This is a genomic window from Bradyrhizobium sp. 62B (assembly GCF_030272265.2).
In the GTDB taxonomy this organism is placed as follows: Bacteria; Pseudomonadota; Alphaproteobacteria; order Rhizobiales; family Xanthobacteraceae; genus Bradyrhizobium.
Genome location: NZ_CP092841.2, coordinates 4,294,846 through 4,307,282, shown reverse-complemented (window position 1 = coordinate 4,307,282; position 12,437 = coordinate 4,294,846). Strand labels below are relative to the sequence as shown.

10 protein-coding genes are annotated in these 12,437 nt (G+C 57.2%); 6 read left to right on the top strand and 4 right to left on the bottom strand.

From position 1 onward, the window contains the following. Positions 1-239: 239 nt before the first annotated feature. From ML401_RS20325 to ML401_RS20315, 3 genes are all read left to right on the top strand, one after another. Positions 240-482, top strand: a complete 243-nt coding sequence (locus ML401_RS20325; RefSeq protein WP_285806690.1) for a hypothetical protein — start codon at positions 240-242, stop codon at positions 480-482. Between the two features lie 175 nt (positions 483-657). Next, positions 658-1,773 (top strand): serine/threonine protein kinase, encoded by a 1,116-nt coding sequence (locus tag ML401_RS20320; protein ID WP_285806689.1) that lies wholly within the window; start codon positions 658-660, stop codon positions 1,771-1,773. A 37-nt stretch (positions 1,774-1,810) separates the two neighbouring features. Continuing rightward, a complete protein-coding gene (locus tag ML401_RS20315) occupies positions 1,811-2,836 on the top strand; it encodes a nucleotidyltransferase family protein (RefSeq protein WP_285806688.1) in 1,026 nt (341 codons plus the stop codon). A 90-nt stretch (positions 2,837-2,926) separates the two neighbouring features. Here the strand turns inward: ML401_RS20315 and ML401_RS20310 are convergent, their stop codons facing one another. Next, positions 2,927-3,310, bottom strand: coding sequence for an H-NS histone family protein (locus ML401_RS20310; RefSeq protein WP_285806687.1), 384 nt, complete (start codon positions 3,308-3,310; stop codon positions 2,927-2,929). A gap of 707 nt (positions 3,311-4,017) precedes the next feature. Here ML401_RS20310 and ML401_RS20305 point away from each other — a divergent pair. Then, positions 4,018-4,386 carry an H-NS histone family protein gene (locus ML401_RS20305; RefSeq protein ID WP_259211855.1) on the top strand — a complete coding sequence of 123 codons (369 nt, stop codon included), beginning with the start codon at positions 4,018-4,020 and terminating at the stop codon, positions 4,384-4,386. A 54-nt stretch (positions 4,387-4,440) separates the two neighbouring features. Here ML401_RS20305 and ML401_RS20300 read toward each other — a convergent pair whose 3' ends face one another. From ML401_RS20300 to ML401_RS20290, 3 genes are all read right to left on the bottom strand, one after another. Then, positions 4,441-5,793, bottom strand: a complete 1,353-nt coding sequence (locus ML401_RS20300; RefSeq protein WP_285806686.1) for an exopolysaccharide biosynthesis polyprenyl glycosylphosphotransferase — start codon at positions 5,791-5,793, stop codon at positions 4,441-4,443. 264 nt (positions 5,794-6,057) lie between these two features. Beyond that, entirely contained in the window at positions 6,058-8,046 is a 1,989-nt protein-coding gene (locus ML401_RS20295; protein ID WP_285806685.1) for a hypothetical protein, read from the bottom strand. 75 nt (positions 8,047-8,121) lie between these two features. After that, a complete protein-coding gene (locus tag ML401_RS20290) occupies positions 8,122-10,458 on the bottom strand; it encodes an AAA family ATPase (RefSeq protein WP_285812710.1) in 2,337 nt (778 codons plus the stop codon). A 341-nt stretch (positions 10,459-10,799) separates the two neighbouring features. On the opposite strand from ML401_RS20290, the gene rfbC reads away from it, so the two are divergent. Further along, positions 10,800-11,357: a dTDP-4-dehydrorhamnose 3,5-epimerase gene (gene rfbC, locus ML401_RS20285; RefSeq protein ID WP_259211821.1), complete on the top strand. Its 558-nt coding sequence runs from the start codon at positions 10,800-10,802 to the stop codon at positions 11,355-11,357. 14 nt (positions 11,358-11,371) lie between these two features. Beyond that, positions 11,372-12,430 carry a dTDP-glucose 4,6-dehydratase gene (rfbB, locus tag ML401_RS20280; RefSeq protein ID WP_285806684.1) on the top strand — a complete coding sequence of 353 codons (1,059 nt, stop codon included), beginning with the start codon at positions 11,372-11,374 and terminating at the stop codon, positions 12,428-12,430. The last annotated feature ends 7 nt before the right edge of the window (positions 12,431-12,437 follow it).

Sequence of the window (12,437 nt, the reverse complement as noted above, 5' to 3'; positions counted from 1 at the left end):
TTACGCGAGCCTACGCGAAGCGCGCCACAATCAAATATGTACGCGGGATACGCGGTAAGGCTGTAACTGCTCCGTATTTGCGATCCACTTGCAGCGGTTGCGAGCTGTGTTCGGCGGCCGCATCAGGTTCAAATATGAAACAAATTGTGATTTACGGTTAATTGCATAAATGGCGTTGTTAAATTCTGCCGATCACGTAATCTCTGGCCTATTGAAGTTTCATTCGGCTGGAGGAAACGATGTGGGAATTAAATCACAATAATTACCTCGTCTCGCACGCACCGCTGTTGGCCCAGATGCGCGCGGAGCTGGCCAGCATCGGCGAGAAGGAGCGCATTCTAAAAGAACGGAGAGCCGATCGCGAAGCTTATCGTTACCTTTTGGAAGCTCATCGGTTGACCGCGAGAGAGTGCTTTTTTGACGAGCTGCTTTTGAACGTTGCGCCACAGGAGGGAGGCGAGGACGGGCAGCTGGCGGCATGACGGGCCGGATTGTCATTTCGAAACGAGCCCGATCGGGTTTGTGCTCGGCTGAACGGGAATTGCAGCGCCGCAGGCCGGGGTAGATCGAAACTCGTAGTCGAGGCCTCTCTCTGTCGCCGCGACATAGCGTTGGCCTTCGTCGGGCGAGACGAACCTTCGTACATTGGCTGGAGCCGTGCTGAAAAGATCGTCGGCAGAGATGGTGTTGAGACCGGCTCCAGATGCAGTGTTCGTGCTGCTGGATGGTCGATCAATGCTCTTCAGCGAAGCAGGGCAGAAGATCTTCGAGCTGGACCAGGTAGCGGCATTCATCTGGTGCAAGCTGGCGCAAGGTGCCTCTCTGGAAGATGTCTATCAGGGGCTTGGGGCGCTAGGCATTGACGAGGATGCGTCACGCCAGTTCACCCGCCAGGTTGTAAATGTCTGGGCCGATCAAGCGCTACTCCAAGCGGACTGGCAAGTGCCAATTGACTGTTCCTTCTCAGTGATTCTGGGTCGGCACAAAATAGGCGTCCGGACTGCAGATCGAGACCTCTTGAGACGGCTGCTGTCGGTATTCTGCGTCGCGGACCAGGGCGCGGGCGACAACGACCTGGTGATCGAGGCAACGATGCTGGACGAGCAAGTGTTCTTCCGCGGAGAGGATTCGAGAATCTCCAGATGTGAAGTCGAAGCACTGGCGCCGACGATCAAGGCGCACATCAGCGAGCGGCTTATTCGAAGCGATCGCTGGGTCTTTTCCCTTCATGCAGCTACTCTCGTGAGAAACGGTGCGGGCCTGCTGTTGTGCGGTCAGCCGGGGGCTGGAAAGTCGACCCTGACACTGCAGCTCGTGGACGCCGGCTTTAGCTACGCTGGCGATGATGTTGCGCTGGTTGGAGCCGACGGGACCATCTGCGGAATTCCCTTTGCGCTCACAGTCAAGGAGGGATCGTGGGACTTGCTCTCCCGGCTGCATGGCGACAGGTATGACGCGACGCATTGCCGCTCCGACGGGGTTCGGGTGCGGTACATCCCCATTCCAAATGCGCAGAACCAATGCGTTTCCGCGAGCTGGATCGTCTTCTTGAAACGGGTCGCGAGCGGTCCGGAAGAACTGACCGCGATAGACCAGTTGGATGCGATGAAGCGGCTTATCGAAAACGCATTTGCCGCTGACGGAAGGCTATCGCAGGCCGGCTTTTTCGCTTTGAAGCGGATTGTCGCCGGCGCGCGATCATTTCAGCTCACCTACTGCGAGTCGGTGGGAGCTCGGCGCTTGCTGATGGAATTGTGCGATGGTGAGGTATAGCAGCGCGCTCTCGAGCCTCTGCAATTGCTTGCGAGGTATGCCGCCCGTCGACGTGGAGTGGACGTCCGTAATCGGGCTCGCAAATCGGACTCTGACGACGCCGGCGCTCATCGACTTTGTGGGCAAATATGCATCGATGCTGCCGGAGGACGTCTGCGCATATATCCGCAATATCCACCGCCGAAACGAGCTGCGCAATAATCGCCTACTCGCTCAGCTGGAAGAAGCCGTCGTTGCGATGAACCGCTTGGGAATTACCCCGATCATGCTCAAGGGCACATCGACACTGGCGACCGCACCCGGGGAGCGCCGAGGCGTTCGGATAATGTCCGACCTGGACATCATCGTCATGCCGGACGAGGCCAGAATGGCAATCGCCGCTCTATGTGCAATTGGCTACGATATTGATTACCAGACCCCCGCCGGAAGCCAGAGATGGCACGTCGAGTTGAACCGGTCACAGGATGTCGGGACCATCGACCTGCAGCAGGCCGCTCCGGGTCCCGCGTACCTCTACCAAAGCATCGGGCAGGCGCTGAACCATTGCGTTATCGCGCCGCTGGGAAGCGGGCGCGTGTATATCCCCACGCCTGTCTACCGAGCGCTCACGCTGATCATCCATGATCAATTTCAAGACTACGGTTATTGGCTCGGCGACCTCGACCTGCGGCACCTTGTTGAATTGCGAGATCTAAACGATTCCGCCGAAGGCCTTGATTGGGAGAAGCTTGCCTCGCTAGTCTCGGGCGAATTGATGAAGAACGCGGTTGAAACCCAACTGGTCGCTCTTGCCGGGCTGCTTGGCGTCGATATTCCGCAGACGATGCGCTCCCGCCTGATTCCCCGCCTGCAGTTCATGCGACAGTTGATGCAGGCACGTTTTCCGTCCACGCGTTTGCTGTTCCTCGCGATGACGGCGCTGGATCTCGGAAACTACCGGAACGCGGCAAATGGCGCCTGGCAAGCCGCCGCCCATCCGCGTAGATCGTGGTCCCTCCCAAAAGTGGACACCTTGCAGTTTTTGTTGAAGGCGGCCGTCGCTGTGCGCACAGGGAAGGTGTAGGCGCGCAAGCGCGCTGCGAGCAGAGCGACCGGTAACTCCCATCCGTTCGCAGACGATTCGCGCCCGCGGGTGTCTGCGTCGATGAAGCCATCAATGCTCGTGACTACCAGCATTCCGGCTGGACGCTTCGCCGTTTTCGAGAATCCTGAACTCCTCGAGCGTGTGTCCTGATTGAAGCGCTGCGACCAGCCAGCGCGGCTGTTTGCCTCGCCCAGACCAAGTCTCTGTCGGCTTGAGGGGGTTGAAGTATTTCGGCACGACCTTTGGGTATTTGCGGCGAGGGGACTGGCCTGGGCCCATCTCTGTTGCCTCGCCCTCCGCCTCGCCGAATTGGTCCGGCTGATTGAGCTGCGCCAGGCGTTTTTCCAACTCGCGCTTTTCGGCTGTTATCTTCTCAGCAAGAATCTTCGTGAGCTCCTCGTGGAGGAGCCAAAGTTCCTCAAAATCCATGGCTTCGAGATCTTGCCGGCGCATAGCATTCTCGTCAGCGACCAACCTGCCCAACAGTCATATCTGACGCCGAATAGAGGTTTTTCGCCTGGCGAACAAAAGACTGGGAATCAGGGTCGGTCTTTCAATTGACGTGATAATAAATAAATAATATATTATTAAATGTATATTGCGAGGATTATTTTTCTTTTATTGTTGGGCGAGGAAGGCTTGCTGCGCTCTCGAAGAGAAACATTGGATATTATTGGGTGCCCGTTGGTACGTCTTCGAGTTGCGATCAGGCAGTTTATCGCGCCTGCGGAACCGTTGACCGACCTCAAGGATCTGCAGCTCCAAATCCAGCTGCGAAAGCTCGCGCTGAGAGATATCGCAATCATAACCTCGCGGCTGCAGCGGGCTGACATCCGCATTTCAGGACGAATGCCGGGATGCGGCCTCCCGCAGTCATGTTCCTCACGAGGGCGGCGGCGCGGAAGATCTACCTCGCGACGCTCTAATCAATCATAATCAGATTGAATCGCGGCGCCGGCGCACGTAGGGCGCGTGTTATGTGCGGGCGGCTATTGAATTCAGCGAATAATGCATTTTTCAGTCTTGATTGGAACCGGCGACGCAGTTATGTGGAGCATAAAAATGCTGTTGAGTTCCGAACAGTTTTCGCTAAGCCCGACATTGGGTGCTTGATTACTCTGCTGGGACATATTAAATGGGCGCAACTACAGGATGCTAACATGTCGACCAAGAAGCTCGAACTAGAAGCGATGTCCCTCGATGATCTATGGTCCCTTCATGAGGAAATTAGCGGCATTTTGTCGGACCGGATCAAAGCGGAAAAGCAGGAACTGGAGAAGCGCTTGGCGGTTCTCGGCGGCGGAATGGCTGCATTGGCCGAAACAAGCGGGTTGGGCGTCTCTCCCAACGGCAAGCAGAGGCGCAAATATCCGCGTGTACTGCCGAAATACCGTAACCCGCAAACTTCCGAAACTTGGTCGGGACGTGGCAAGCGGCCTCGTTGGCTGGTTGCTGCGGTGAAATCCGGTCGTCGAATCGAGGAGTTTCGCATCGGGGAAGCGGCTCCGAAACTTCGGCAGCGGGCGTGAGAACTTACTGCGCCACGAACTGGTGCAGCTCGCCGCCTTACGTCGAGATCGAGCCTAATAGGCGTTGCGCCCTCGCAATACTTCCATAGGAGTTCGCAACAGGATTGCGAGATCCAGCCGAATACTCCAATTGTCGATGTACCAGAGGTCGTACTGGACACGTGCTTCGATCATAGACGCCGTGGGCGTTGCGCCGCGGCAGCCGTGGACTTGGGCCCATCCGGTCAGTCCCGGTCTGACCCTGCGGCGAAAGGCGTAGTTTCGCACGAGCTTGTCAAACTGGCCGTCGTGGGCCAAGGCATGGGGGCGCGGGCCTACCAGCGACATACTGCCCTCGAGAACATTCAGCAGTTGCGGCAGTTCATCGAAGCTCGTCCGGCGCAGCAGTCTGCCCACGCGAGTGACGCGTCGGTCCTGAGGGGTGGCCTGAGCAATCACGTGCCCGTCCTCGAGAACATGCATGGTCCGAAACTTGCTGATCAAGAAAGTCCGGCCATTGAAGCCACAGCGTTGCTGCCGGAAAAATACAGGGCCGGGGGATTCTAGCTTGATTGCGATAGCGGCGAGCGCAAGCAGTGGTGCGAGCATCACCAAGGCCAGGCCGGCGCCGATAACATCAATCGTGCGCTTGATCGCGTACTCCAGCGGTGTAAGGGGTCCTTGCTGGAGTTCTAGACAAACGGCGCCTCCAAGACTCCGCCTGGGGTGTCGAAGCAACTCGGATGTCGTGCCAACCGGCACGAATATGATCGGGAACGGCAAAACGCGCAAATCGGCAACAAAGGCTCGCAGTTCGGGCCATCGCTCCGGTTCAGCTTCCACCACCACCTGGTCGAGTTGGCAGTTGCGGATGTAGTCGATGACGCGCGTCGTGAGCCGCCTTCGGCAGGCAGGACCGAAGCCGAACGGAGGCAAGCTGAACCTTTCTTTGACGAGATACCCGTGCATCGACAAGGTTTCGGACAATCCCACGTTCTTCGACAAGGGTTGATCGCTGATCAGGACAATATTTGTACTGGCGAACTTCCTGCCGCTCAGGGCCCTTCCGAGAAGCACCTTAACTCCCCACCGCTCGCCCAAAAGTAACCCCAGGGCCAAGACGGCGAAGAGCAGGCCTCGGTGCTGAGAGATTTCCGGGTCGATTGCGAAGCCGAAGACCGCCAACATGAAAAGCACCGAAGACATCCAAGCCAAACAGACCGCCCGGATCTGATTTCGGAGGACGAGGAGCTCAACCGGCTGATAAAGCCCGTAGGCCTTCAGCAGGCAAACGAGACAAACTGCGCCAACCAGCGCCAAGCCCAGCGCGTTGCCAAAGTTGGCCGCGGCATGTCCATTCTGAGCTTGGTACAGCAATGTGGAGACGATGCTCGCAAAGAGGATGGTAGCAATATCAGCACCGAGCACCACGTGCTCTACCGCGTCATAACGGAGGGGCCATTTGGGCTCGCGGGATATTCTCGGTTCGGGACTGATACTATCCGTAACCTCCCGATCGGGAAAATGTCGGTTTACGAAATTCATGGCCGGAACTCTGCGAATTAATATTAATTATTTATTAATTAAACGCGTTTATCAAGTAAAAAACCGCGGCTCTGCCCCATTTAATGGCGTGCGCCCTTTGTCGCCGATCCGAGATCGCGGCTTGAGTGGAGGTCGCGGCTCTTGAGGTTATGGAGAACCCATTCGGGAACTCCGCGCGTGCACTTGGTCGAGGAACGGCGGATCCAGTTCCGAAATCAGGCCCTCGAGATAGGTCTTCCCATCAGCCGAGGTTGACCGGTAGGCGGTCACAAGGGCTGGTTTGAGGGCAGGCCGATGTCTGACGACGAGGCTGACGTCCCGTTTGATCAATTCACGCAGGTCAGCGTCCCGCACCATGGCATCTGCGGCGAGCGCGACCGATACGCGCAACGGAAGCAGGTTGAATTCATTCGGCGCAGTATAGTATGACATTCTGAGCATTGCTGCCGTGCGGGGTTGGGGTGAACTGCGCTTCGACGCCGCGAGCAAGAGCCAAATGTCACCGCGGAGCGGCGAAGAGCGCAATGCACGAGCAAACTGATCCGAAGTCATAAAAGGCGCCACCCTTTGCTCGTCGACAACCAGAGCGGAATCCCGGGTGAAGCTTGATCCTCCCTGGATCCATAAGTCTTCACGCGTCGACATGGCGTTCGGCCCTGCTGCTGCAGTCGAAAGAACCGACGGCAAAGACGATCTTGCACCAAAGTACCGCTCGGGGAGCGCCACCCATGCTGCCTGCACGATCAACACAATACCAAGCACCATCAGGCTAACGCGGGGCCAAATGGCGACTGACCCTGACGTCAACCTTCGGAGAGGGGCAGGTGTTTGAACTGCAATTTGATCGGACGTCGCTTCCGGCTCCGAGGATATGGCGTCACGTCCAGCGCTGGAAAGGCTTTGACCGAACGCCAGCCCCAAAAGTGCAGCGAGCAGAAGCGATGCTCCTAAACCTAGAATTCCATCATCGGAAAATGCGAGTATCGTCACTGCAATCAAAGCGCCAGCGCCCAGCGCTGGGAAGACGTAATCGTAAGCACGTGACAAAGCACGTCTGATCAGAATAGAAGCGCAGAGTAATGCAGCAACCACGAGCGCGAAGAGAAAAGCCCACCCCATGTCTATAACGATCGTGGCGGCGGCGGTGGGCCTTTCTGGCGAGTCGCCAACTCCGGGGTCCTGGTAAATCGGCAAAAGTACCGTCGAAGCACCCGCACCGGATCCTGCCGGCGCGGCGTCCTGCAGCATCCGTTCTGTTGCGGCCTGACTGCTCGTTGACAAGACGATCGTCAGATCGGTGTTCGTTCTGAAGGGAATGACCGTAGCCGTGGCAATGAAGACGATCGTGGCAGTTGCAAGGACGCCTGCAGTACCCCACAATCCCGGGAACCACCTGCGAACTGCGAACACCGAGAACAAGATCTCTGAACCGAGGAGAGCCGCGACGACTGCAGTTGAGTTGGCCCGAATGAGCAGCGCGGCCATACAGACAATCATTGCGATGATCGCGGCGGACAGCGCAGGGAGCGGGTCTAGTGCAATTGTTCCGGGTCGACTGCGTCGGAGTACCTGATCGACCGCACGAATTGCCGTTGCGCAGGAGAGCAACACCCCGAGCACCGCGACGGTTGAGCCATCGGGTCCAGCCACACCGGTTATTTCTTTGCCCAACCACATGGCGGTAACGATTGTGGCTATCGACAGCAGAATATGTAGCAGTTGCGCCGCGCGATATCGGTCAAGCGCGGTGACTGCAGCAATGAGAGCTGTAGCGAGCACAGCGCAATACTGCAAGAGCGAGAACATGGTCGCCGTGGTGTCGACTGTGATTCTTTCGGCGAGGGGCTCGTTTAAAGCCGCCGATGCAGTTGCCCAAATGGGATTGCCGAGGTTGCCAAACGGCATCGGCACTGCCTGCAAAGCCATCCAGAGCGCCGGAGCCGCGAGTACAACGACGAGACTAGGACGGAGCAGTTTGGCAAGCCCGAGCGAGGAGGACGGTAGAAAGATCGCGACCATTAGCGCCGCTGTTGCGAGTACCAACGATATCAACACCCGGACTTGCAGGCTTTCCGGCATTGCGAACGCCGCGGCAACCGCCATCAACTCGGCCAATATGACAAGCCGGACCATCATGTAAACACCCTCATCTGGTTCGGCCGCTCCGCTGGTCTCGCAAGCCAGATAACGTGTAGGCCGCTATGACCAGCCTCAAGAGCCAGAAAGACCATAACGGATGTAATGGCTATCATGGTAATAGTAGCTCCGATGACCGTCATATCGAGCCATCGCCTTGGTGTCGGTCTTGCTGAGAACTGCTCCAATCAGAGATTCGTGAATGTTCGGTGCCGTGTGCAATGCGTGTTGCACGACATCGATTTTGGTCCGGCCCCATTCGACAACGAGAATGTAGCAGTCAATCAGAGATGAAGTGGCTCGAACATCCACCAACGGAGTCAAGGGCGGAAGGTCGACGATGACGTAGTCGTACTCGGCTCGTAAACGGTCGAACAGTTTGCTTATCGAGTCCGCGCAAAGAATTTCGCTGGTGTGGAGCAAAGGTCCGCGACGTACGGCGGGCAGAAATGCAAGATTGGTCGTCGGGTCCCTCCAGATAGCGTCGGCGAGCGACCGGCTACCGTTTGCAACTTCGATGATTCCCCAGGTCGCCTTAGGCGCAAAGACGCCGGTTAGTGAGGGATTCCTGAGGTCGCAGTCCACGATGATAGCTCTTTTGCCGGTGTGCCCGATCAATTGCGCGAGCGAGGCTGCAATCGTGGTCTTCCCCTCATTCGGTAACGCAGAGGTAATACCGATGATCTGGGAAGAGATTTTCGCCGGATTGTGGTCGATGGCTAGCTTGATGGAACGAATGGCCTCCGTGTATCGAGATAGTGGCATCCCGACCACCGTCTGATGAATTGCGGTTGGAGACGAAGGGATCCGTCGCTGAACATCATCATCGGTTTTCTGGAGGCGGATTGGTGGCTTGGGAGATTTGCGGGCCGGCAACAACGGGACCAAAGATAGACATGGCAACTCCAGTACGGTTTCCACCTGTGAAGAGGTCCGAAAGACGCGGTCCATGAGGTCTCTTAGGAGCGCCAGGCCGATGCCCATCGCGAGACCGCCGAGAATGCCAAACGCCAGGATCAGCCTTGTCTTTGGCTTGCTCTTGCTCGTCGGCGGCGAAGCAGGAAAAAGTACCCGCGTGTCAGAGGTGGGAAACGTCTCCTGCTGTGCGGAGCCCATGTAACGCTGGAGGAAGGTCTCGTACAAGCTGCGCAGGCCCTTTGCCCTGCTTTCCAAGTCCTTGATGGTCAGCTCAGCAGAATTGACCGAACGAGATTGCGAGACGGCTTTGGACAATTGTTTTTCGATTTCTTCCTGGCGCTGCTTGGCGAGCTCGAATTCGCTTCGGCTGACTTCGGCAAGCCTCCTGACCTCGTCGAAAATTGAGACGCGGAACTCTCGCGCGCGGTTCCGGACATTGACGACCGCCAAGTGGTCGCGACCGACCCTTGCCGCCAACTCGGCCTCACGTCTGGTGAGCTCCAGATATTGCTGGCGCAGCCCCGTAATGATCTGGCTGTTCAGCGCGTCGGCCCCGATAGCATCCAGATTGTCCATCGCGGACGGCCTTTTAGGATCGACGGCAAGGAGAGTTTCATAGCGGGACAACTTGGCCGTGGCCTCAGATGTTTGAGCACGTGCGGCGGCCAATCGGTTGTTGATCTCCGTAATCTGCTGCTCGTCGATGGGCTTTCCGTCCAGGGAAACGATGTTATTTTGAGCCTTGTAGACGTCGACCGCGCGCTGCGCGGCGAGGGCCTGGTCGCCGAGATCGCGCAATCTTTCCTGCAGCCAGCTCGTTGCCTTGCGATTGGCGTCAAATTTTGCATTGAGCTCGCCTGCAACATAGGTATTCGCTACCGCATTGACAATCTCCGCGGCTCGGGTTGCGTTGCTCGAGCTGAAACTGATCTCAATGACGTTGCTGTACCCGACACGTCCAGCGGACAGCCTATTGAGAAATGCGTCTACGAGAGTGTCGGATGGTTCGCCGTGCGTGCCGGATGGCGTCTCCTTCTTCGATCCACCCGATGCCCATGACTGAATTCGTTGCCAGAGCGCCTGCAAAGATAGGTCGGACGCATTGAAATCCGGATCGTCTGCCAGCTTCAAGTGGTCGATTACGGCAACCGCAGCCGCCTTTGATCTCAGGAGCTGAAGCTGGGTCTCGATTTGACTGAGATCGAAAGCCGGCTCGGCGAGGAGTGATTGCTGCTGGACGAATTGAGGCCTCGGATTGGCCAACAGGATCTGAACCTGCGCGGTATAGGTTGGCGAGGCCAGACGGAGATAGAGCAGGCTCGCCGCGGTGGCGAGTACGGCGGTAACAAGAATTACGAGATACTGGCGCCGTAGAAGCCCGATACCGAAATTGATGACTTCGGTGATCCCTGCGCCGTCTGCCTGCGCGGGTTGAGCCGGCCCGTTCACCGGCAGTCGCATTCTATCCGCAAGTTGAAGATTGTTCTGAAGCATCACGTACCTGTCCGACGATTGGTCGCGTTGCGCCCGCCCGCCCGCGGGCGACATTTAAAGCGATCAGCGAGATGGTATGAAATTATATACCTTATAAAAACATGCTTGCCAAATTAAATAGACAATATATTAATCGAGGCGAAGATGAAAAATGCAGGTTTGGCGATATTGCTCAACGGGAGTTTGCAAATGTCGAGAGAGTTCCGTGACTTGCAGGCTGATCTAATGGCTTGCGCCGAAATCGTGCGACCGTTTCGTGGTGGATTATGAGCGTGAAAGATTAATCTCGACGGGGATTATGGTCCGCCTCATCGAATTGAGAGCGGGCAGAAGGGTACCCAATGTTGGAGCTGCGATCCTTGGCGATTCCTGATGTCAAAGTCATTCGCACAGATCGGTTTCCCGACGCCCGCGGCTACTTCTCTGAGACCTTCCAGCGATCAGCGTTCGCAGAGAAGGGAATTCTCCATGACTTCGTTCAAGACAATCAGTCCAGCTCGGATCGGATCGGCACCGTGCGCGGCCTGCACTTCCAGCGGCCGCCCTTCGCCCAGGCGAAGTTGATACGGGTGTTGAGCGGGGCGATTCTCGATATTGCAGTTGACCTTCGGCGTTCATCGGCCAGCTTCGGCAAGCACATCGCGATACAGTTGGATAGTGAAAGCGGGGAGCAGGTGTTCATTCCGAAGGGGTTCGCGCACGGCTTCTGTACGCTGCAGCCCAAAACCGTCGTCTTATACAAAGTCGACCAGGTCTATGCCCCAAGTCATGACGGCGGCGTTTACTGGGCTGATTCAACGTTAGCGATCGAGTGGCCCGTGACGCCCTCAGAAGCCCACGTGTCGCCAAAGGATCACACTCTTCCTACGCTCAGCCAGCTCGGTTGCGTTTTCGACTAGTGGAGACGAGTAGAATGCGTATCTTGGTGACCGGCGGAGCGGGCTTTATCGGTTCTGCGGTCTGTCGCCGTTTGGCCCTACAGACTGGTGCCGCAGTGATCAACATCGACAAGTTGACGTACGCAGCCAATCTGGCTTCGCTCGCGAGCATCGAGAAGCTGGAGACTTATGCGTTCCTACAGTCCGACATCTGCCATCGCGCGGCCATGGATCTTGCGTTCGCCGACTATGAGCCTGACGCGATCATACATCTGGCCGCCGAAAGCCACGTTGACCGGTCCATCAACGGACCCGACGCCTTCGTCAATACCAATGTGGTTGGCACCTACACGCTCCTGGAGACGGCCAGAGCCTACTACGAACGTCTACCGGCTTCGAGGCGGAAGCAGTTCCGATTCATCCATGTGTCGACAGACGAAGTCTACGGCTCGTTGGGGCCAGATGATCTATTTCGCGAGGATACGCCCTACAGGCCGAGCTCGCCCTATTCGGCGAGCAAGGCCGCCGCGGACCACCTCGCACTCGCGTGGTTTCGGACCTACGGTCTGCCGGTGATCGTGTCGAACTGCTCGAACAATTACGGGCCGTATCAGTTTCCGGAAAAGCTCATCCCGCTGACGATCCTCAATGCGATCGACCGGAAGCCTCTGCCGGTCTATGGCGACGGAAGGAATATCCGCGACTGGCTTCACGTCGATGATCATGCCGCGGGCTTGATACGACTTTTGCACGAAGGAAGGCCCGGCGAGAAGTACAACTTCGGCGGAGATGCCCAGCGATCCAACCTGGAGGTCGTCACCCGCATCTGTGACGTTGTGGATCGCTTATCTCCGGGCGCGGGGTGCAGACGTTCTCTCATTACGTTCGTGCCGGATCGTCCCGGGCATGATACCCGCTATGCAATAGACGCATCGAAAGCACATCGCGAGCTCGGCTGGAAACCGATCAGAACCTTCGAACACGGCCTGTTCGAAACCGTCGGCTGGTATCTCAAGAACCGCGCCTGGTGGGAGCGTGCTCGCAGCGGCGTCTATGACGGTTCACGTCTGGGTCTCCTGGCCGCCCAAAACTGAGGTGGAG